This window comes from Streptomyces sp. NPDC096324, from assembly GCF_044763015.1.
Taxonomy (GTDB): Bacteria; Actinomycetota; Actinomycetes; order Streptomycetales; family Streptomycetaceae; genus Streptomyces.
In genome coordinates, this window is sequence record NZ_JBIWFK010000002.1 from 811,626 (window position 1) to 830,734 (window position 19,109).

The following is a 19,109-nucleotide window of genomic DNA, read 5'->3' on the forward strand; positions in this document are numbered from 1 at the left end:
GACGCTAGAAGCCCTGGCACCCGGTGTCAACGGCGCACCGCGCGCATGTGATCCATTACCTGACCAGGAGCTGGAGCAACCGCTCGGTCTCGGCCGCGGGATCGGCCGTCAGACCCGTGTGCACGGGCCCCGGCTGGACCACCGTCGAACGCGGCGCGATCAGCCAGCGAAAACGCCGCCCGGCATCGTCGCCCGCCGCCTGACCAGCGGCTTGTCCACCGGCGCAGACTCCCTCGACGGCGCGCAGCGCGGCCCGTACGCCCTGCACGTCGGCGTCCGGGTCGAGCGCGAACAGCTTGGTCTCGTCCAGATGGGTACGGGCCGCGACGAAGGAGTGGGCGCGGCAGTACACCAGCACGCCCGCGTTGAAGCACTCGCCGCGCTCGACCCGCGGCACCACGCGCAGCAGCGCGTACTCGAAGACGTCCCGCCCGTTCACTTGTCCCCCTCGGTGCCGTCGAGGCCCTTGATCCGCTCGTGGATGACCGCGGCGCGTGCCAGCAGCGGCCGTGCGTAGGCGCGCCGGAGCGCGTCGACCGTGTCGAAGCCCGGTTCGCCGGCCAGCCAGGCCTCGGGGATCTCTGCCGCGACCTCGGCGAGCAGTTCCTCGGTGACCAGCGGGGCCAGTTCGGCGGCGGCCGAGGCGATGTCGGGTCGGAAGGGGGCGAGCGCGTGGTCGGAGATGTCGTAAGGCTTGGCGGCGGAGGTCTCGGCTCCGGGCCAGTGGTGGTGCCAGATCATCGTGGCGCCGTGGTCGATGAGCCACAGATCGCCGTGCCACATCAGCAGGTTGGGGTTGCGCCAGGAGCGGTCGACGTTGTTGACGAGCGCGTCGAACCAGACGATCCGGCCGGCGTCCTCCGCGCTCACCTCGAAGGCGAGCGGGTCGAAGCCGATGGCACGGGGAAGGAAGTCCATCCCGAGATTCGGGCCGCCGCTAGACTTCAGCAGCTCCTGGACCTCCTGGTCCGGTTCGCCGAGCCCGAGGACCGGGTCGAGGCCGATCGTGACCAGGCCGGGCACCCGCAGGCCGAGCCGGCGGGCGAGTTCACCGCAGACGACCTCCGCGACGAGCGTCTTGCGTCCCTGTCCGGCGCCGGTGAACTTCATGACGTACGTCCCGAGGTCGTCGGCCTCGACGAGTCCCGGCAGCGAGCCGCCCTCGCGCAACGGCGTGATGTAGCGGGAGGCGTTCACTTCCTTGAGCATCGCCCCAGGTTACTGGGGTGGTCCCGCCCAGGGGACGCGACCCGGTGACGGCGCCGGAAGCGGTGCCCTGTGTCCGGGGCCGGAGGGACCCGGGCCGCCGCACACCCGGCTGTCGGCACGCTGTGGATCAGGTCAAGAAGTCGCCATTGCCTGAACAGCGCGTGCTGGTGGACCGTACCTCTCGACAGATGCAGATCATGTCCGCTGAAGGGAAAGCCAGCATGACCAGCGAATCACTTCACTCCGCACAGGCACCGGCCCGGCGCACCGTCGTGGCGGCGGTCGGCGCGGCTGGACTCGCCGTCGCGCTGACCGCGTGCGGGGCGGACGACAAGGCCTCGGACAGTGTGGGCTCGGGCAACGGCGCGGCCGGCACGGAGCTCGCCAAGACGAGCGACATCCCGGAGGGCGGCGGCAAGGTCTTCGCCGATCAGGGGGTCGTGGTGACCCAGCCGACGGCGGGCACGTTCAAGGCCTTCTCCTCGAAGTGCACCCACCAGGGTTGTGCGGTCAAGGGCATCGCGAACAACGTCATCACCTGCCCCTGTCACAACAGCCAGTTCTCCGCAACCGACGGCAGTGTGAAGAAAGGGCCCGCGACGACCGGCCTCGCCACCGCGAACATCACCGTCGAAGGGGACGCCATCAAGCTCGCCTGACCGCCGGCACCGGTCGCCGCCCCCTCGCGCCGCCGGTCTCCTCGCGGTGGCCGGTCTCCTCGCGACGCCGACGTCAGGGCCGCTTGCGTGCGAAGCAGGCCAGCACGTCCTCGGTGGTGGTGATGGTGGCGACCAGCGCGAGCGTGTTCCGGACCATCGCGGGGGTGTACTCGGAGGGCACCCCCGCGACGGCGTCCGCGGGAACGACCACGGTGTAACCGCGGTTCACCGCGTCGAACACGGCGTTGGGAACGGCGATGTTGGCAGAGACGCCCGTCACGACGAGGGTGCGGCAGCCCAGGTTGCGCAGCAGCGGGTCGACGTCGGTGCCCGAGATCGGCGACAGACCGTGCAGCCGCCGCACGACGAGATCCTCGTCGGCGACCTCGACGGGCGGTGCGATCCGCACCGCCGCCGTGCCGGTCGTCTGCCGTACGGGCAGTCGCTCGGCGGCCCGGAACAGCCGGGCGTTGTGGTTGGCGCCGCGGCCGTCCGGGCGGCGCTCGGCGACCGCGTGGATCACCTGCACCCCGCTCTCGTGCGCGGCGGCCACCAGCCGGGCGATCCGGTCGAGCGCTCCGGACGACCGTGCCTCCTGGGCGAGTTCGGGCAGCGCGCTGTCCGGGCCCACGACGCCCTGTTGGCACTCCACGGTGAGCAGTACCGTGCCGACGGGGTCGAGGAGTTCGCTGAGGTGCTCGAACGAGGGCATGGCTCTCCTTGTCGTCCCGGGTCGGGACGGCGGAGCGTAGCGACCGTTGCGCGAGGACGGAAGACGGCTCATTATTTTCTGACGGAACGTCAGAATCTCGATACATACCGATACGCAGAACACGAGGGGACCGTATGACCGCCACTCAGCGCAGGGGCCGGAAGATCATGATGACCCCCGGTGAACTGGACGAGTTCCTCACCACCCAGCGCACCTGCCGCGTCGCCTCCGTGTCGAAGGACGGAGTCCCGCATGTGAGCGCCCTGTGGTTCGCCTGGGACGGCACCTCGCTGTGGTTGTACTCCGTGGTGCGCAGCAAGCGGTGGGTGCAACTGCGGAACGACCCCCGGGTCGCGGTGGTGATCGACTCCGGCGAGGAGTACGGGGAGCTGCGGGGCGTCGAGCTGTCCGGCACGGTGGAGTTCGTCGGCGAGTTCCCCCGCACCGGGGAGCTGTGCGCCGAACTCGACGTCCCCGAGATCCTGTTCGCCCGCAAGAACTTCGGCCTGGAGGAGATGCCGCACGACGGCCGGCACGCGTGGATGCGGTTGACACCGTCCGCGATCGCCTCGTGGGACTTCCGCAAGCTCCCCCCGATGTAGCCGGAGCCGATCCTTGATGCAGCCGGAGCCGATCCTTCCGTCGACGCGGCCGGCGCCGGGCCTTCCATCGGTGCGGCCGGAGGTGCGTCTTCCGTCGATGCCGCCGGAGCCGAACCGCCCTTCGCCGCCCGTCACTCGACGGCCGCTCCGGCCCTGCGCAAGGCGTCCACCGCCGCCCTGATCGAGGGCCGGCGGTCGGCGTCGGCCCGCCACACGACGTAGACATGGCGGCGCACCCGCTGCCGGACCGGCACCGTGACGACCCCCTCGGGCATCGGACGGCGGCCGAGGAGCGGGGCCACGCACACGCCGAGTCCCGCTGCGACGAGTCCGAGCTGGGTGTGCGTCTCCCCGGCGCGGTGCCCGATGCGCGGCTCGACGCCCTGGGAGCGCAGCGTGAACATCAGCCATTCGTGGCAGAACTCGCCCTCGGCCCAGGTGATCCACTCGTCGTCCGCGAAGTCCCCGAGGTCGACCTCGGCGCGGCCCGCGAGCCGATGGCCGGCCGGCATCGCCACATCGGCGGGGTCGTCCAGGATCGACGCCTTCACCAGTCCCTCGGGCAGGGGCATCGGCTTGTTGTACCAGTCGAGCACGACCGCGAGGTCCAGGTCCCCGCGCACCACGCCCGCGACCCCCGCCTCCGGCTCCAGCTCGCTGGAGCGCACCCGCAGTCCGGGGTGCTCGGCACGCAGCTCCGCGAGCGCCGCCGGGAACAGTCCGCGTGCGGCGGTCGGGAACGCGGACAGCCTGAGCTCGCCCGCCACCTGCCCGCGCTGGGCCTCCAGGTCGGACTGCGCGAGCTCGACCTGGGACAGGATGCGGGCCGCGTGCTCGGCGAGGAGCCGTCCGGCGTCCGTCAGCCGCACGCCCCGGCCGTTCTTGGCGAGCAGTTGCTGTCCCACCTCGCGCTCCAGCTTCGACATCTGCTGGGAGACGGCCGACGTGGTCACGTGCAGTCCCTCGGCCGCACCGCTCACCGAGCCGTGCCGGGCGAGGGCGTCGAGGGTGCGCAGGCGCTCCAGATTCAACATGTAAGCAATACTACGAGATATCGCTTGAGTATTCTCGCTTGTGCTACGAGATTGTCGTGCCGCATTCTTGCTCCCATGAGCACCGTCGCCTCTCCCCGCCCCGTCACCCCGAACGGCGTCGCACCCCGCCGCCGCGCCGCCCTCGACTGGCGGATCCGCTTCGGCGTCCTGTCCCTGATCTGGGGCTTCAGCTTTCTGCTCATCAAGGTCGGCACGCACGGCTACGCGCCGTTCCAGGTCACGTTCGGCCGGCTGCTGTTCGGAAGCGCGGTGCTCGTGGCGGCCATGGCGGTGAAGCGCGAGCGGCTGCCGCGCGGGGCGCGCACATGGGGGCACCTCACGGTCGCGGCCTTCCTGCTGAACGCGCTGCCGTTCTCCCTCTTCGCCTACTCCGAGCTGACGATCCCCTCGACTCTCGCCGGCATCTGCAACGCGACATCGCCGCTGTGGGGCATGGCCCTGTCCCTGGTCGCCCTCTCCGAGGACCGGCCGACCCGGCGCAGAGTGGCCGGTCTCGGCATCGGCTTCCTGGGCGTCCTGACGGTGCTCGGTGTCTGGCAGGGCTTCCACGGCCTGGATGCCACGGGCACGGCCATGGCCCTGCTGGCGTCGCTGAGCTATCCGGTCGGCTGGATATACGTCCGCCGGACCCTGGCGGGCACCGGCGACTCCCATCTGTCGATGACCGGCGCCCAGCTGCTCCTGGCCACCGCGCAGCTCGCCTTCGTCACACCGCTGTTCACCACGTTCCCGAGCCATGTCGCGTGGGTCCCGCTGCTCGCGATCGCGGCCCTCGGAGCCCTGGGCACCGGACTGGCCATGCTCCTCCAGTACGGCATCGTCGCCGAGGTCGGCCCGACGACGGCCCAGATGGTCACATACTTCATCCCGGTCATCGCCACCGCCGCCGGTGTCGCGATCCTCGGCGAGTCGCTTGCCTGGTCGACACCGGTGGGCGCGGTGATCGTCCTCGCGGGCGCGTTCCTCACCCAGGCGAAGCCGCGCCGGTGACACCCGCGGCCCGCCCGGAGCCGCGGCCCGGCGACCCGGGCGGCGCGGCTCAGACGTAACGGCGCGCGGGGGCCGGTCCCACGGCGGACGCGACGGCGTCCGCGAGCGGCCCGGCGTCCTCGGGCTTAAGCGTCGAGACGGTGATCCGGACGCCGGGCGGCGAACTCATCCTGAAGCGGGCGCCGGGCGCGACCGCCCAGCCGCGCTGCAACAGCCGGGAGACGGCCCCGGTCTCGTCCGGGACGGCGATCCAGACGTTCATCCCACTGCGTCCGCGCGCCTCGACGCCGCGCTCCCGCAGGGCCTCGATCAGCATGTCGCGGCGCGCCCCGTACTCCGCCGCCACGGCCGGCACGTCGAGCGCGCCGGAGGTCCACAGGTGGACCACGGCCTTCTGGAGCAGGCGGCTCACCCAGCCGGGGCCGACCCGCTGCCGCCCGTGCACACGGTCGACGGTGACGGGGTCCCCGGTGAGCACGGCGAGCCGCAGATCGGGCCCGTACGCCTTGGCGACGGAACGCACGAAGGCCCAGCTCTGCGTGACTCCGGCCAGGGGGTGCAGGGGCAGGTCGACGATCTGATGGCCGTGGTCGTCCTCGACGAGCAGGGTCCGGGGGTACTCGCGGAGCACGGAGCGCAGGTCACGCGCGCGCTCGGCGGTGACCGCGGCCCCGGTGGGATTCTGTGCCCGGTCGGTGACGATCAGGGCCCGCGCCCCGGCCGCCAGCGCCCGCCGTACGTCGGAGGGAAGCGGGCCCTCGTCGTCGACGCCGACCCCGGCCGTACGCAGCCCGAGCGCCGGAAGCAGGTCGAACAGGCTGCCCCAGCCGGGGTCCTCGACGGCCACGGTGTCGCCGGGCCTGAGGTGGGCCATCAGGACGCGCTCGATCGCGTCGAGCGATCCCGAGGTGACGACGACGGGCCCCTCGGGCACGCCGTCCGCGTCGAGCCCGGCGCGGGCCAGCCGCTCCAGCTCCGGCTCGACGGGGTCCTGCCCGTACTGCACGGGATGCCGGTCCGACTCCGCGGCCGCCACCGCGAAGGCCTCGGCGAGCGCCGGCAGCAGGGCCGGATCGGGATTGCCCTCGCCCAGGTCCCGCACCCCCTCGGGCACCTCGACACGCAGGTGTTCCCGTCCCGTGGTGGCCGGCTTGGGGCGTACGCGGCTGCCCCGACGCCCGGCGGTCTCGATGACCCCGCGCTCGCGCAGCGTGCGGTAGGCCGCCGCGACCGTGTTCGGGTTGACCCCGAGCTCCTCGGCCAGCTCACGCATGGGCGGCAGGAGTCGGCCGGGCTCCAGCTCCCCCGCACCCACCGCCCGCTCGACGTCGGCGGCGATCTCGGCTGCGCGACGCCCTTCGATCCGATACTCTCCTAGCACAAAAGAGATTATGCACTAGTGCAATGGAGATGGCAATGTCGGAGACGAGCACCCAGCAGCCGAGGACGACGGCGTCCGCTGCCTACACCCCGACCGACCGCACTGTCCCCACCCGTTCCAAGGAACGCGCCGCGTACGACCGGGAGATGGTGCACTCGATACTCGACGAGGGATACATCTGCCACCTCGGATTCGTCCGCGACGGCGCGCCCGTCGTCCTGCCCACGCTGTACGCACGGGTCGGCGAGCGGCTCTACGTGCACGGATCCACGGGTTCGCGCCCCCTGCGCATGACGGGCGGGACCGATCCCGGCCTGGCCGTCTGTCTCACCGTGAGCCACGTCGACGGACTCGTGCTGGCCCGCTCGGCCTTCCACCACTCGATCAACTACCGCTCCGTGGTCGTGCACGGCGTCGCCCATCAGGTGACGGACCCCGAGGAGAAGCGGCTGGCCCTGGACGCGCTGGTCGACCACGCCGTCCCGGGCCGCTCGGCCGACTCCCGCCCCGCCAACGCCAAGGAACTCGCCGCCACGGCCGTGATCAGCCTGGACCTCGACGAGGTCTCCGCCAAGCTGCGCACCGGCGGCCCGAGCGACGACCCCGAGGACCTCTCCCTCCCCCACTGGACCGGCGTGGTCCCGTTGACCAAGGGCCACGGCGTCCCGGTCCCGGCGGACACCCTGGCACCGGGCATCGGACTGCCCGACTACCTGAAGGCCCTGTAGACCCCGCGGCCGGTCACGACACCCGTCTCGAACGACCAGGCCCCGGCCCGCCCTGTACCGGGAACCAGCACCCGCCCCCGACGGAACCGGTGCTGGTCCCCGGCCGCCCGGGCGCGGCCCGCCCCGCGGGGGTCACACGAGAAGCGCCTCCTCGGGCGCGGCGAGCCGTTCCGCGCCCGCGGCACGCGCCTCCGCCACCGCGAGACCGGCGACCGAGCCGAGCATCAGCAGGGTGCCGACGAGGGTCGGCGCGGTGAGCCGCTCGCCGAGCAGGCCGACGGCCAGCACGGACGCGCAGACCGGCTCCAGGAGCATGATCACGGACACGGTGGCTGAGCGGACCACGGCGGCACCGGCGAAGAAGAGCGCGTAGGCCAGCGCGGTGGGGACGGCGGCGATGTACGCCAGCAGGGCCAGCAGATGCGCGGGCCGGGTGGCGTGCGGGAACAGCCCCTCGGCGAGCCCGAGCGGCAGCAGGCACACGGTGGTGACGGCGAACGCCCACACGGTCGTGCTCGACCCGTCGACACGGCCGTCGCGCCCCCACCACCGGGTGAGCAGCGTCATCGCGGAGTATCCGGCCGCGGAGAGCACCGCGAGCAGGACGCCCCAGGGGCGCACGGTGGCGTCCCCGCCGCCGAGGACCAGCACGCCGAGTCCGGTCAGCGCCCCGGCGACGGCGGCACTGCCGCCCCGGCCGAGCCGCTCCCCCATGGTCAGCCGGGCGCCGAGCGCGATGAGGACGGGCCCCGCGCCCAGGGTCACGACCGTCGCCACGGCGAGGCCGGTCGCCTCGACGGCGGCGAAGTAGGCGGTCTGGAAGAGCGCCAGCCCCAGGCCGGTCAGACCGATCCGGAGCGCCTTGCGGCCGAGGGGCTCCCGCAGGGCGCGGCGCTCTCCTTGCCGTTCGGAAGGAAGGCGCGGGCGAAGGCGCAGGCCGCCGCGCAGGCGTACGGCGAGCAGCAGGGCGAGTCCGCCCGCGCAGCGCCAGAAGGAGAGGGCGACCGGCCCCATGTCACTGGCCCGGTAGACCAGGGAGGCGGCGGCGCCCGCGGTGCCCCAGGCGGCACCGGCGACGATCAGATAGAGCAGGCCTCGCCCGACGGGCAGGCCGACAGCGGTGTTCGACACGTGTTCTCTCCGCAGTTCCGCAGAAGGTCGGGAAGGGACCGCGTCGCAGCCCGTGCCGCGGGGGCAGGGGCGTACGGAAGGTCCTAGGACTTCTTCTGCGGGCAGCGCCGTTCTGCCCGGCACGGGGCCGGGCGGTGTTCCGGTGCTCCCGCCTCAGGCGGCCGGAGGCGGAAGAACGAGCGTCGCAGGCATGATCAGCACCTTAGACGGCCGTTCCGTGGGCCGACAACTCCCGCTCGGAGTCGCCCGGACCGCTCGCGACCGGCTCCCGCGAGGGTTTCGCCGGGGCCGACGACTGCGCGATGAAGGCGCCGAGCAGCACCACGGCACCGCCCGCGATCTGGGGCGCAGAGAGGTGTTCGCCCAGCAGCACCCACGCCAGGACCGTGGCGATCACCGCTTCGAGACACGCCACCACGCCCGCGACCTGCGGGGAGAGCCTGCGCACGGAGAGGACTCCGGTGGCGTAGGCGACGACGGTGGCGATGAGGACGATCCAGCCGAGGAGCAGCCAGGCGGGCACGGACGTCCCGTTCATGTCCGCGCCGCCCCCGAGAACGGACCAGTGCATGGTCCAGGGGCGCGCGACCACGGTCAGGACGAGGGTGCCGACGAGAAGTCCGTACGCGATCACGCCCAGCGGGTCGGGTGCCTCGTCGCCCGCGTCGCTGCCCTGGTCGGACAGGACGAAGTAGCCGACCTGGCAGCAGGCGGCGCCCAGCGCGAGCAGGAGTCCGACGGCATCGAAGCCGAGCCCCGACCACACCTCCACCACGCAGGCGAGTCCGCCGACCGCGAGGACGACTCCGAGCGCTGCGGCGCGTGTGACGGGCCGACGCTGCACGAAGCGCACCCAGCCGAGGACCAGCGCGGGGGCGAGGTACTCGACGAGGAGGGCGACCCCGACGGGGACACGGGAGATCGCGGCGAAGTAGCAGGCCTGGACACCGGCCACGCCGAGGAGACCGAATCCGGCGAGCAGCGCGGGGCGTCGCTTGACCAGCGCCCGGTGCCGCACGGCGAGCGGCAGCATGACGAGGGCAGCTCCGGCGACACGCAGCCACACCACGTGGAGCGGGTCGAGCCCGGCCTCGATCAGCGGCTTGGCCGCGACACCGGACCCGCCGAAAGCGACCGCCGACACGAGCGCCAGGCCCAGACCGACGCCTCTCCCCTGGTTGTCCTGACTGCCCTGAGACGTATGCACGGCCACATGATGACAGGCGACGACATGACCGTCACCCCCGAAGACACCTGTCTCAACGTCTGGACCGCGGACCGGCCCGCTCCCGGCGGGACGCAGGGCGGCAGACCGGCGCCCTCCGAACCCTCGTCAGCCCGCGTCCCCTGCCGGCCCGCCTCCGCCGCCGGCCCGAGTCACCTGACGGCCCGCCTCCACTGTGGGCCCGCGTCGCCCCGTCGGCCCGCGCCGCCCGTCGACCCGCCTCGCCCGCCGGCCTGATCCGTCAGCCCGCGTCGCCCCCGGCGACGCACTCCTCGTGTCCGTTCTCGACGCGCTCCCGCAGCCGCGGGAGGTCGACACCGGCCCGTCCGAGGACCTCGACGGCCCGCGAGCGGGGGTCGGCGACGACGGCCGCGAGCAGATCGAGACCGCGGGCGCGCTCGTCGCCGCGCAGCACGGCACGCTCGTACGCCTCCCCCATCGCGTCGGCCGCCACGGGGGACCAGCTCCCCCTGGCCGGGGCGGGTACCGCGCCGGAGTTCTCGTCGGCGCTCCGCCAGCGGAGTCCGTAGCCGATGCTGCGCTGCACGAGATAGCCGAGCAGCCGGGCGAGCTGCGGACCGCCCTCGAAGACGGCCCGCACCTCGGGATCGCACTCCAGCAGGGAGTGCAGCAGATGAGCCGTGTCGATCCGCCGGTCTCCGTCGCGCAGCGCTCTCCTGCGCGCGCCGGAGACCACCGGGGCCAGCTCCGCGCCGAGTCCGGCCTCGATGCCGGCATGCTTCGGTCCGCTCGCGGCGGCGGACTGCTCGGGAATACGGGGCGGCACAACCTCCACCTCATCAGCCTCGCGGCCCGGGGTCATCGGCGGCGGGCAGCATCTTCGGATCCGACGCAGGGTGGGCATCCCTGTACGGTTCCTCCTCCTCGCGGATGACTTCCCGCCGATTTCCCCCCGTCGGCGCGCGCCGCCTTGCCTCACCTTCCCGCGGCCGGCACTCGCCTGGCCGCCATCGGGCGGTGCCGGTCCGCCGCCTCCACAATTCCTGACGGTTCATCAGTATTGAATGTTCCGGGGCCTGGAGCTACGTTCCGCGACACCGTAGCTGCGCCGGGCGCAGCGCCCGACACGAAGGGGTGGTCGCATGGCCGAAGTCAGCGCGGAGGCACGGATCGAGGCGCCCGCCGAGAAGATCTGGGCCCAGCTCACGGACTGGTCCGCCTACGGCGAATGGAACGCGACGCACACGAACTTTCCGCAGGGCGGCCCGGAGAAGTTCGAGGTGGGCGGCACCTTCGCGGAGAACATGAAGCTCATGGGCTTCCCGGCCGAGGTGACCTGGACGATCGAGGAACTGGAGCCCGGCCGCGCCCTGGCCATCCGCGGCAAGGGCCCGATGTCGGTGAACGTCTCCACGCGCTACACGCTCGCCCCCGACGGCGACGCCACCTCGGTGCGGATCGACGGGGAGTTCACGGGCGCGGCCGTCTCGTTGATGGCCGGCAAGCTCAAGGACTCGGCGACCGCCGCCCTCGACGAGTCGCTGCGCAAACTGGCCGGACTGGTGGCCTGAGCCTCGCGCGCCCTCGCGCGGCCCGAAGCGGCGCCCGGCTCCCCGTACACGGACAGGCGCCCCGCGGAAACACTTCCACGGGGCGCCGGCAGGTACCACAGCACGCCGTCAGTCCTCGTCGGCGAGGATCAGGTACAGCTTCTTGCGGGCCTCGTTGATGACCGCCAGCGCCTTCTCGCGCTGGCCCTTGCTGCCGGTCTTCCAGACCTGGCCGAAGGCTTCCATGAGGCCGAAGCCGGCCTGCCGGATCTCGTGCAGCGTCTCCCAGTCGACCCCGCGCCCGGCGTCCTCCCAGGGCGCCTCGGGGCCCTCGTCGGCCGCGCTGCGGCCCGGCTCGGTGAGCGAGAACAACTTCTTGCCGCCCTCGGCCTCACTGACGATCAGGCCCTCGTCCTCCAGCATCTGAAGGGTCGGGTACACCGAACCCGGGCTGGGCTTCCACGCCCCGCCGCTGCGCTCGGCGATCTCCTGGATCATCTCGTAACCGTGCATGGGCCGGTCCTTGAGCAGGGCGAGGATCGACGCGCGGACGTCGCCACGCCGTGCCCTCCCCCGCGGTCCGCCCCGGCCGCCGCGCCCGCCCCAGGGGCCCGGGCCGAAGCCGGGTCCGCCGAAGCCGAAGCCGGGACCGCCGCCGGGACCACCCGGACCGAAGGGCCCGAAAGCCCCCCGCAGCCCCTCGAAGCCGCCCCGGCCCCGACGGCCGGGTCCGCCATGGTGCCCCTGTCCGTGTTCGTGCTCGTATCCGAAGTCTTCTCCACGGGAACGCATCGCCATCACTCCACTCCATCGTTGATCGGTCGCGATGCGTCAACGATATATCGGAAGGGTGGACGTGACAACCCCTTGCCGAAAACCCCACCGTGTCGGCAGGGGCCAGACACCCCCGATTGGCCTTGGCCGGTGGCCGACCAGGACCACTAGCTTCGGGACATGCGGATTCGTATCGTCGACGCCTTCACCGACCGCCCCTTCGCCGGCAACCCGGCCGGGGTCCTCCTCCTCGACGCCTTCCCCGACGACGCCCGGCTCCAGAACGTGGCGATGGAGGTCAATCACGCGGAGACGGCGTTCACGCACCGTCTCCCGGAGGGCGGCGAGGCCGACTGGGCGCTGCGCTGGTTCACCCCCGCCACCGAGGTGGCCCTGTGCGGACACGCGACCCTCGCCGCGGCGCACGTCCTCGTCACCACCGGCGCCCACCGGGGCCCGGTGCGCTTCGCCACGCGCAGCGGTGTCCTGATCGCCACCCCCGAAGCCGACGGCTCGATCACCCTCGACTTCCCGACCGCGCCCCTCACCCCGGTCGAGATTCCCGACGGTGTCGCCGGGGCGCTCGGCGCCGAACCGCTGCGCACCTTCGACACCGGCCCGAACACCGGTGACCTGCTGGTCGAGGTCGCCGACGAGAAGACGGTCCGCGCCCTCGCCCCGGACCACAAGGCGCTCGCCCGCCACTCCGAGCGCGGCATCATCGCGACGGCCCGCGCCGAAGACCCCTCACGGGGCTACGACTTCGTCTCCCGCGGCTTCTTCCCGAACGTCGGCATCGACGAGGACCCGGTCACCGGCAGCGCCCACACGGCCCTGGCCCCGTTCTGGTCACAACGCCTCGGCCGCCCCGTCCTCACCGGCCTGCAGGCCTCCCCGCGCTCCGGCCTGGTCCGCACCGAGGTGCGCGGCGAGCGCACCCTGCTCTCGGGCCACGCGGTCACGGTCATCGAGGGCGACCTGCTCGTCTGACGGACCCGCTCGCCCGACGATCACGCCGTCGGGAGCCATCCCACCTTGCCCGCGAGCAGCGCGTACCCCACGAAAGCGCCGATGTCGAGCAGCGAGTGGGCGACCACGAGCGGCCCGACCCGGCCCCAACGCCGGTACAGAAGGACGAAGACCACACCCATCACCATGTTGCCGACGAACCCGCCGATGCCCTGGTAGAGGTGGTACGAACCGCGCAGCACCGCACTCGCCATCAGCGCCGTCCCCGGCGTCCAGCCCAACTGCCCCAGCCGGCGCAGCAGATACCCGACGACGATGACCTCCTCGAGCACGGCGTTCTGCACGGCCGAGAGGATCAGCACCGGGAACTTCCACCAGACGTCGGGCAACGCCTCGGGCACCACCGTGAGGTTGGCGCCGAACGCGCGCGCCGCCAGATAGAAGGCGATGCCCGCGCTGCCGATCACCGCCGCGACCATGGCACCGCGTCCGAGGTCCGGCCAGGGACGCGTACGGTCGAAGCCGATCACGCGCAGCCCCTGGCCCTCGCGGATCAGCAGATGCGCGACGAGCGCGACCGGCACCAGGGCGGACGCGATGCCGAAGAGCTGCCAGGCCAGGTCGAGCCAGGGACGGCCCGGCGCCGCCGAGGCGTTGAGGGTGGCCGCCTGGTCCTTGAGCCCGCCGGGTTTCGTGACCGATCCGACGAAACTGATCAGCGCGGACACTCCGCTCGCGCCGAGCGACAGCGCCAGGACGAGCAGCGTCTCGTCCCGCAGAATCCGTCGGGTCAGCCTCTCGGCCGGAAAAGAATCGGCCATCGGTCCCGCCTCCACCTGCACTCCCGCCTCCAGTTGGGTATTCCCGCCGCATCCCCGTCCGCGCCCCGCTAGGGTCTCGAAAGAAGTTACGAAGATCGTGCGCGACAGGCCGTCGGGGGGCGGGCACCGTACGGGGCCCACGTCCCCCTTCCCCTGTTCCGCGGCTGTCTCACGGCTCAGGCTCACCCGGGAGGACCTCACCGTCATGGGACGACACAGCTTGCCCGATGTTCGACGGGCGGGCTCCGCCGACCCCCGGATCCGCGCACGCCGCCGCAACACGGCCCTCGCGACGGCACTCGTCCTCACAGTCGTCGGAGGTACGGCCGCCGCGATCCACGGGGGCCTGTTCTCCCTCGCGAGCTCCTGCGAGGACGACGTGGTGCACATCGAGGTGGCCGCCTCCCCGGACATCGCGCCCGCGCTCAGGGCCGTCGCCGAGGACGCCCGCGAGAAGAACGTCACCTCCGACGGCCGCTGTCTCGACGTCGGCGTGACCGCGCGCGAGTCCTCCGAGGTCGCCGCCTCCCTCGGCGCGGGCGAGAAGTCCGGCGTGCAGGTGTGGGTGCCGGACTCCGACGCGTGGGTGGAGCGGGTCACCGGCACCAGCTCCGCCACGCAGGTCACCAGCCTGGGCAACGTCGCCTCCTCGCCCGTCGGCGTCGCCGTCGTCCCCTCGGCCGCCAAGGCACTGGGCTGGCCCGACAAGACGTACACCTGGAGCGAGCTGGCCGGGGACACGCCGCGGGCCGAGAAGCTCAGGCTGGGCGCGGTGGATCCCGCCCGCAGCTCGACGGGACTGCTCGCGCTGGCGAGGATCAGCGCGGCCACCGCGGGCCTCAAGGACGGCGACGTCCGGGCGGCGACCCTGGCCAAGACGCTCTCACGGCGCACGTCCGACAGCGACACCGAGCTCCTGGAGACCCTGCCCCACGACGGCTCGGACAACGGGCGGAGCAGCGCCGACGGCAATCAGGCCCTGATCCTCTCGGAGCAGGCCGCGTTCGCGCACAACAGCGCTCAGGACGGCGCTCAGGACCTCGACATGTTCTACCCCAAGGACGGCTCGCCGCTGCTCGACTACCCCTACACGCTGGTCGACGAGCCGGCGCTGAGCACGGACGAGGGCCGTGCGGCGCTGCGGTTCATGACGCTGCTCGGCGAGGCGGCACCCCGGCAGTTCCTGCGGGTGTTCGGGTTCCGCACCGACGCGGAGAGCCCCGCGGCCACACTCGTCGCCCAGGCCGGCGGCAGGCCGCCGCAGCCGTACGCGCGCGTTCTGGCCGACTCCACGTCGAAGGGCGCGCTCCAGGAGGCCCTCGGCATGTGGACGATCACCGTGGAGAGCGCCCGGATCACCACGGTCGTCGACGCCTCCTCCTCCATGGGCGTGACGCTGCCGGACGACGGCCGGTCCCGTATGGACGTCACCAAGGAGTCCCTGCTCCAGGCCCTCGCCACCTTCACCGCCGAGGACGAGATCGGGCTGTGGACGTTCTCCACCAAGCTCGACGGCGACAAGGACTACCGCGTCCTCGTACCGACCGAGCGGCTCGGCGAGAGCGTGAAGAAGGGCGGCCAGCGCGCGAAACTGGCCGCCGCCTTCAAGTCCCTCAAGCCGGTCCCGCACGGAGAGACCGGTCTGTACGACACCACGCTCGCCGCGTACAAGGCGGCCGTCGCCTCCTATACGAAGGGCCGGTTCAACGCGCTGGTCGTCCTCACGGACGGGGTCAACCGGGATCCCGGCAGCATCTCCCGGTCCGAACTCATCACCGAACTGCAGAAGCTGGCCGACCCGGAGCGCCCGGTGCCGCTCATCGCCATCGCGGTGGGCCCCGACAGCGACCGACGGGAGGTCGACGAGATCGCCAGGGCGACCGGCGGCTCCGGCCAGCGGGTGAACGAGCCGTCGCAGATCCACGCGGCGATGCTCAAGGCGATCACGGCGGCGGGCGCGGGCAGTCCGGACTGACCACGGCCCACCCGGAGTCTCACCCCAGCGGAACCGGCTCCGGCAGTCCGACCGGCCATGTGTGCACGGGCTCACCGAGATGCATCAGCTCGCCGTAGCGCCGCGTCGTCGCGGCCAGCGCGGCCTCCCGGCCGAGCCCCTTCTCCAGGGCCCGGTGGAAGGTGGCCGCCTGCCAGGTCGCGCCGTTGACGCGCAGCCGGCACCGGTCCTCGATCACGCCCAGGTAGAGGTCACGGTCGGCGGGCTCGATGCCCCACGCGTCCAGGCCCGCGGCGGCCAGCGGCAGCAGCTCGTCGCGCACCAGGTTCGCCGCGTCCACCTGCGTGGTCCCGCCGTAGCGGCCACGCCGCGGCCACTCCAGGCGCGCGTCGATGCCGTACCGGCAGGCCGCGTCGAAGTTGGCCGCGGCCGCCTCGAAGGACATCCGCGTCCACACCGGACGCTGCTCCTCGGCGAGCGCGCGGACCAGGCCGTAGTAGAAGGCCGCGTTGGCGATGACGTCGGTGACGGTCGGTCCCGCGGGCAGCACCCGGTTCTCGACGCGCAGATGCGGGACGCCGTCGGCGATCCCGTACACGGGCCGGTTCCAGCGGTACACCGTGCCGTTGTGCAGCACCAGTTCGGCCAGCTTGGGCACGCCCCCGGCATCGAGGACGCCGAGCGGGTCCTCCTCGTCGCAGAAGGGCAGCAGGGGCGGGAAGAACCGCAGGTTCTCCTCGAAGAGGTCGTACGCCGAGGTGACCCACCGTTCGCCGAACCAGGTGCGCGGCCTGACCCCCTGCGCCTGGAGCTCCGGCGGCCGGGTGTCGGTGGACTGCTGGAAGAGCGGGGGCCTCGACTCCCGCCACAGCTCGCGCCCGAACAGGAAGGGCGAGTTGGCGCCGATGGCGACCTGCGCGGCCGCGACCGCCTGCGCCGCGTTCCACACGTCCGCGAACCGGCCCGGTGTGACCTGGAGGTGCAACTGCACGGAGGTGCAGGCGGCTTCGGGCGCGATGGACGCCGACCTGCAGACCAGCCGCTCCACTCCGTCGATGTCGAGCGCGAAATCCTCTCCGCGCGCGGCCACGATCTGGTCGTTGAGCAGCGTGTAGCGGTCGGCCTCCGACAGGTTGGAAGACACCAGATCGTCCTGCCCGAGCGTCGGCAGAATACCGATCATGACGATTCCGGCGTCGACCTCACTGGCTTTCCGGTGGGCATAGGCGAGCGAGGTGCGGATCTCCTCGGCGAGCCGGTCGAATACGCGACCACCCAGCCGGTGTGGGGCTATGTTGACTTCCAGGTTGAACATGGCGAGTTCTGTTTGGAAATCGCGGCTCGCAATCCTTTCGAGCACTTGCCCGTTCATCATTCTGGGCATGCCGTCGGGCCCCGCGAGATTCAATTCGATCTCCAGGCCCATCAGGTTCTTCGGGCGGTCGAACCTCTTCTCCTCCAGCAGTCGCTCCAGCCCCGTCAGACACTGTCGGAGCTTGTCGCGGTGGCGCTGCCGATCGGACAGGCCGAACGTCCCTGCCACGACCTTCTCCCCCATCGAAGTGTCCCTCCTCGGATGGGCAGGCCGGCTTCCGGCCCTGGCGTCCCGGGTCACGGGGGATGATGCCCAGGCAACACGATCCATAACGTCCCGCGCGAGCTCTTCGACCGCTAGTCTGGACATCGGCCCCGGGCACATTCACCGGGCATGGAGCATTCAGCACGTTTACCGGCCGGAACGATCTCGTGAAAAACGCCGACGAGAATCGGCCGACCGCTCGGGCGAAGCATTCCGAGGTCACCGCGATTCGACCGCGCAGAACCGGGATGAATCCCGCATTTCGCCGACCGGATATCGACTTGTTCTTCGAATTCGGGGCGACTAGACGAAACACCGCCTGAACACGCGTCGTATAAACTCCGCTACCGAGGCAGAGAGTTGGCGCTCGCGGTCCTAGGTCCTGTCGTCGCGGTGACGACGGCAGGCGACACCCTGTCGGCAGATCCAGACCCCTCGCCCCTCTGACCCGAGAGCTGACAGCGCCGTCCGCCCCCGCCCTCGCGCCACTGTGCCTGTCGAATGAGAGGCGACCCACCATGCCGCTGCACCTACCCCCGGCTCCCGCGCCCGCCCTGCGCACCGTACTCACGGCACTCGGTTCCCCCACCGCTGTCCGCGAAGCCCGTACCCCGTCCCTGCGCCTGGCACAGGGACCCGTCACCCCCGAACTCCCGCTGCCCGTCCACGTCCTGGACCGCATCACTCCCGAGGGCGCCTCCGCCACCCGGCTCGCCGGCTGGCGTTTCCTGATCCGTTGCGGCGACCGCGCGGTGGCCGCCGCCGACACCATGCTGACCCCGGACGGCTGGGCCTTCTCACGCTTCTTCGAGGGCCCGTACATCGCGGCGACCGAACGCGCCCTGCGGCAGGCCGAGACCATGCAACAGCCCTACCAGGCACGGCTGCTGTCCGTGCCGGAGCTGTACATGCTGACGCTCTGGCTGCACGGCGACTGCGCCGCGGACGGTGCCACCGGCCATCCGGCCGCCACCGATCTCCTGGTCCCGCTCGCACCCGCCCCGCCCGGCATCGCCGCGCACCGGCCGCACCTCGTCGCCGAACTGCTGCCGGTCCTCACCCACCGGGTCACCCCGGCACCGCTCCTCAGCTCGCCCGCCTGAACCTCCGATCCACGCGTCCGTGCCCCGCAGCCGTGCCCCACACGGGTAAACCTGCCGCGGGGCACGGCGCTGTCACGAACCCGGAGGGCGGCTCGCTCGTTAGCGCTGAAGACCGCTCGTACGAGGAGAAACGCGCTCCACGCCCAACCGGACTAGCCCGATCCGGCTACCTCGAACCACCCGAAAGGACAGCGCAGTTGGGGTGAACCCTCCGCACGGGTGATGCGTCATCAACCTGTGAGAAGCGGTGCCCTCAAATCCCTGCGGATCGGCGCCCGTGGGGCAACACTGGGTTCCAGACCACACATCAAACGGGGGGCGGCGATGAGTACCTCGAGCCGCAAGACTGACACCACAGCCATCACTCACAGCTCGACCCAGCGAAAGATCCCATCCATGTGCCAGCACCAGCCACTGTGTCCCGCAGCCGAATCAGCCGACCGGGAGTCCGCCCGCCTTGTGGCGCATCACCCGGAGCAGGGATGGAGCCTGCTGTGCAACGGCGTTCTGCTCTTCGAGGACACCGGTGAGCTCCTGCCGGACGGTCAGATCATCGCCCCGCACCGCCCGCTGGGCGGCGCGCAGGTGATGACGGCCGCCTGAGCCGCACGACCCGGGGCGGCCGTGACAGGCCGCCCGGACACACGAGGGGCCGGCCCGGAGACGTACTCTCCGAACCGGCCCCGACGCATGTCCGAGGACGATC

The 19,109-nt window shown here is 71.9% G+C and carries 20 protein-coding genes; 9 read left to right on the forward strand and 11 right to left on the reverse strand.

What is annotated here, in order from left to right; translation table 11 throughout:
- Nucleotides 1–55: 55 nt before the first annotated feature.
- Together ACIQ7M_RS07325 and ACIQ7M_RS07330 are read right to left on the reverse strand one after the other, a co-directional pair.
- On the reverse strand, nucleotides 56–439 hold the full coding sequence (locus tag ACIQ7M_RS07325; protein ID WP_355773745.1) for a DUF3037 domain-containing protein: 384 nt from the start codon (nucleotides 437–439) through the stop codon (nucleotides 56–58).
- Complete coding sequence (locus ACIQ7M_RS07330; RefSeq protein WP_403640810.1) at nucleotides 436–1,209, reverse strand: HipA family kinase; 774 nt, start codon at nucleotides 1,207–1,209, stop codon at nucleotides 436–438. Before ACIQ7M_RS07330 ends, ACIQ7M_RS07325 begins: the two co-directional genes overlap by 4 nt.
- 221 nt (nucleotides 1,210–1,430) lie before the next feature.
- Between ACIQ7M_RS07330 and ACIQ7M_RS07335 the strand changes: the two genes are divergently transcribed.
- Nucleotides 1,431–1,868, forward strand: coding sequence for a Rieske (2Fe-2S) protein (locus ACIQ7M_RS07335; protein ID WP_355773751.1), 438 nt, complete (start codon nucleotides 1,431–1,433; stop codon nucleotides 1,866–1,868).
- 73 nt (nucleotides 1,869–1,941) lie between these two features.
- On the opposite strand, the gene ACIQ7M_RS07340 is transcribed toward ACIQ7M_RS07335, so the two are convergent.
- Complete coding sequence (locus ACIQ7M_RS07340; RefSeq protein WP_403640813.1) at nucleotides 1,942–2,580, reverse strand: cysteine hydrolase; 639 nt, start codon at nucleotides 2,578–2,580, stop codon at nucleotides 1,942–1,944.
- A 134-nt stretch (nucleotides 2,581–2,714) separates the two neighbouring features.
- Here ACIQ7M_RS07340 and ACIQ7M_RS07345 point away from each other — a divergent pair, with 134 nt between their 5' ends.
- Nucleotides 2,715–3,182 carry a pyridoxamine 5'-phosphate oxidase family protein gene (locus ACIQ7M_RS07345; RefSeq protein WP_386985219.1) on the forward strand — a complete coding sequence of 156 codons (468 nt, stop codon included), beginning with the start codon at nucleotides 2,715–2,717 and terminating at the stop codon, nucleotides 3,180–3,182.
- A 131-nt stretch (nucleotides 3,183–3,313) separates the two neighbouring features.
- Here the strand turns inward: ACIQ7M_RS07345 and ACIQ7M_RS07350 are convergent, their stop codons facing one another.
- Nucleotides 3,314–4,216 carry a LysR family transcriptional regulator gene (locus ACIQ7M_RS07350; protein WP_355773759.1) on the reverse strand — a complete coding sequence of 301 codons (903 nt, stop codon included), beginning with the start codon at nucleotides 4,214–4,216 and terminating at the stop codon, nucleotides 3,314–3,316.
- A 75-nt stretch (nucleotides 4,217–4,291) separates the two neighbouring features.
- Between ACIQ7M_RS07350 and ACIQ7M_RS07355 the strand changes: the two genes are divergently transcribed.
- Nucleotides 4,292–5,227 carry a DMT family transporter gene (locus tag ACIQ7M_RS07355; protein WP_355773762.1) on the forward strand — a complete coding sequence of 312 codons (936 nt, stop codon included), beginning with the start codon at nucleotides 4,292–4,294 and terminating at the stop codon, nucleotides 5,225–5,227.
- A 49-nt stretch (nucleotides 5,228–5,276) separates the two neighbouring features.
- Here ACIQ7M_RS07355 and ACIQ7M_RS07360 read toward each other — a convergent pair whose 3' ends face one another.
- Nucleotides 5,277–6,608, reverse strand: a complete 1,332-nt coding sequence (locus ACIQ7M_RS07360) for an aminotransferase class I/II-fold pyridoxal phosphate-dependent enzyme (protein ID WP_403640818.1) — start codon at nucleotides 6,606–6,608, stop codon at nucleotides 5,277–5,279.
- 35 nt (nucleotides 6,609–6,643) lie between these two features.
- Here ACIQ7M_RS07360 and ACIQ7M_RS07365 point away from each other — a divergent pair, with 35 nt between their 5' ends.
- Entirely contained in the window at nucleotides 6,644–7,336 is a 693-nt protein-coding gene (locus ACIQ7M_RS07365; protein ID WP_403640821.1) for a pyridoxamine 5'-phosphate oxidase family protein, read from the forward strand.
- A 132-nt stretch (nucleotides 7,337–7,468) separates the two neighbouring features.
- Here the strand turns inward: ACIQ7M_RS07365 and ACIQ7M_RS07370 are convergent, their stop codons facing one another.
- The 3 genes from ACIQ7M_RS07370 to ACIQ7M_RS07380 form a co-directional block, all read right to left on the reverse strand.
- Nucleotides 7,469–8,467: a DMT family transporter gene (locus ACIQ7M_RS07370; protein WP_403640824.1), complete on the reverse strand. Its 999-nt coding sequence runs from the start codon at nucleotides 8,465–8,467 to the stop codon at nucleotides 7,469–7,471.
- 202 nt (nucleotides 8,468–8,669) lie between these two features.
- Nucleotides 8,670–9,680 carry a DMT family transporter gene (locus ACIQ7M_RS07375; protein WP_386985210.1) on the reverse strand — a complete coding sequence of 337 codons (1,011 nt, stop codon included), beginning with the start codon at nucleotides 9,678–9,680 and terminating at the stop codon, nucleotides 8,670–8,672.
- A gap of 253 nt (nucleotides 9,681–9,933) precedes the next feature.
- Entirely contained in the window at nucleotides 9,934–10,515 is a 582-nt protein-coding gene (locus ACIQ7M_RS07380; RefSeq protein ID WP_403640829.1) for a Clp protease N-terminal domain-containing protein, read from the reverse strand.
- Between the two features lie 280 nt (nucleotides 10,516–10,795).
- Here ACIQ7M_RS07380 and ACIQ7M_RS07385 point away from each other — a divergent pair, with 280 nt between their 5' ends.
- Nucleotides 10,796–11,224: an SRPBCC family protein gene (locus ACIQ7M_RS07385; RefSeq protein WP_384795722.1), complete on the forward strand. Its 429-nt coding sequence runs from the start codon at nucleotides 10,796–10,798 to the stop codon at nucleotides 11,222–11,224.
- 108 nt (nucleotides 11,225–11,332) lie between these two features.
- On the opposite strand, the gene ACIQ7M_RS07390 is transcribed toward ACIQ7M_RS07385, so the two are convergent.
- On the reverse strand, nucleotides 11,333–11,995 hold the full coding sequence (locus ACIQ7M_RS07390) for a PadR family transcriptional regulator (RefSeq protein WP_403640941.1): 663 nt from the start codon (nucleotides 11,993–11,995) through the stop codon (nucleotides 11,333–11,335).
- Nucleotides 11,996–12,157: 162 nt separating this feature from the next.
- Here ACIQ7M_RS07390 and ACIQ7M_RS07395 point away from each other — a divergent pair, with 162 nt between their 5' ends.
- Entirely contained in the window at nucleotides 12,158–12,967 is an 810-nt protein-coding gene (locus ACIQ7M_RS07395) for a PhzF family phenazine biosynthesis protein (RefSeq protein ID WP_403640832.1), read from the forward strand.
- A 20-nt stretch (nucleotides 12,968–12,987) separates the two neighbouring features.
- Here ACIQ7M_RS07395 and ACIQ7M_RS07400 read toward each other — a convergent pair whose 3' ends face one another.
- Entirely contained in the window at nucleotides 12,988–13,788 is an 801-nt protein-coding gene (locus ACIQ7M_RS07400; RefSeq protein ID WP_403640835.1) for a CPBP family intramembrane glutamic endopeptidase, read from the reverse strand.
- A 184-nt stretch (nucleotides 13,789–13,972) separates the two neighbouring features.
- On the opposite strand from ACIQ7M_RS07400, the gene ACIQ7M_RS07405 reads away from it, so the two are divergent.
- Nucleotides 13,973–15,742, forward strand: coding sequence for a substrate-binding domain-containing protein (locus ACIQ7M_RS07405; RefSeq protein ID WP_403640838.1), 1,770 nt, complete (start codon nucleotides 13,973–13,975; stop codon nucleotides 15,740–15,742).
- A 19-nt stretch (nucleotides 15,743–15,761) separates the two neighbouring features.
- On the opposite strand, the gene ACIQ7M_RS07410 is transcribed toward ACIQ7M_RS07405, so the two are convergent.
- The gene (locus ACIQ7M_RS07410; RefSeq protein WP_355769677.1) at nucleotides 15,762–17,279 is read right to left on the reverse strand and encodes a glutamate--cysteine ligase; all 1,518 of its coding nucleotides are present in this window, start codon (nucleotides 17,277–17,279) and stop codon (nucleotides 15,762–15,764) included.
- Nucleotides 17,280–17,818: 539 nt separating this feature from the next.
- Here ACIQ7M_RS07410 and ACIQ7M_RS07415 point away from each other — a divergent pair.
- Together ACIQ7M_RS07415 and ACIQ7M_RS07420 are read left to right on the forward strand one after the other, a co-directional pair.
- Nucleotides 17,819–18,403: a hypothetical protein gene (locus ACIQ7M_RS07415; RefSeq protein ID WP_355769680.1), complete on the forward strand. Its 585-nt coding sequence runs from the start codon at nucleotides 17,819–17,821 to the stop codon at nucleotides 18,401–18,403.
- Nucleotides 18,404–18,799: 396 nt separating this feature from the next.
- Nucleotides 18,800–19,006: a DUF5999 family protein gene (locus ACIQ7M_RS07420; protein WP_355769682.1), complete on the forward strand. Its 207-nt coding sequence runs from the start codon at nucleotides 18,800–18,802 to the stop codon at nucleotides 19,004–19,006.
- The last annotated feature ends 103 nt before the right edge of the window (nucleotides 19,007–19,109 follow it).

What these genes read in the sequence shown, in the direction of transcription:
- ACIQ7M_RS07330 (WP_403640810.1), bottom strand. Translation starts at nt 1,209, where the DNA reads ATGCTCAAGGAAGTGAACGCCTCCCGCTACATCACGCCGTTGCGCGAG.
- ACIQ7M_RS07335 (WP_355773751.1), top strand. Translation starts at nt 1,431, where the DNA reads ATGACCAGCGAATCACTTCACTCCGCACAGGCACCGGCCCGGCGCACC.
- ACIQ7M_RS07340 (WP_403640813.1), bottom strand. Translation starts at nt 2,580, where the DNA reads ATGCCCTCGTTCGAGCACCTCAGCGAACTCCTCGACCCCGTCGGCACG.
- ACIQ7M_RS07345 (WP_386985219.1), top strand. Translation starts at nt 2,715, where the DNA reads ATGACCGCCACTCAGCGCAGGGGCCGGAAGATCATGATGACCCCCGGT.
- ACIQ7M_RS07350 (WP_355773759.1), bottom strand. Translation starts at nt 4,216, where the DNA reads ATGTTGAATCTGGAGCGCCTGCGCACCCTCGACGCCCTCGCCCGGCAC.
- ACIQ7M_RS07355 (WP_355773762.1), top strand. Translation starts at nt 4,292, where the DNA reads ATGAGCACCGTCGCCTCTCCCCGCCCCGTCACCCCGAACGGCGTCGCA.
- ACIQ7M_RS07365 (WP_403640821.1), top strand. Translation starts at nt 6,644, where the DNA reads ATGTCGGAGACGAGCACCCAGCAGCCGAGGACGACGGCGTCCGCTGCC.
- ACIQ7M_RS07380 (WP_403640829.1), bottom strand. Translation starts at nt 10,515, where the DNA reads ATGACCCCGGGCCGCGAGGCTGATGAGGTGGAGGTTGTGCCGCCCCGT.
- ACIQ7M_RS07385 (WP_384795722.1), top strand. Translation starts at nt 10,796, where the DNA reads ATGGCCGAAGTCAGCGCGGAGGCACGGATCGAGGCGCCCGCCGAGAAG.
- ACIQ7M_RS07390 (WP_403640941.1), bottom strand. Translation starts at nt 11,995, where the DNA reads ATGCGTTCCCGTGGAGAAGACTTCGGATACGAGCACGAACACGGACAG.
- ACIQ7M_RS07395 (WP_403640832.1), top strand. Translation starts at nt 12,158, where the DNA reads ATGCGGATTCGTATCGTCGACGCCTTCACCGACCGCCCCTTCGCCGGC.
- ACIQ7M_RS07405 (WP_403640838.1), top strand. Translation starts at nt 13,973, where the DNA reads ATGGGACGACACAGCTTGCCCGATGTTCGACGGGCGGGCTCCGCCGAC.
- ACIQ7M_RS07410 (WP_355769677.1), bottom strand. Translation starts at nt 17,279, where the DNA reads ATGGGGGAGAAGGTCGTGGCAGGGACGTTCGGCCTGTCCGATCGGCAG.
- ACIQ7M_RS07415 (WP_355769680.1), top strand. Translation starts at nt 17,819, where the DNA reads ATGCCGCTGCACCTACCCCCGGCTCCCGCGCCCGCCCTGCGCACCGTA.
- ACIQ7M_RS07420 (WP_355769682.1), top strand. Translation starts at nt 18,800, where the DNA reads ATGTGCCAGCACCAGCCACTGTGTCCCGCAGCCGAATCAGCCGACCGG.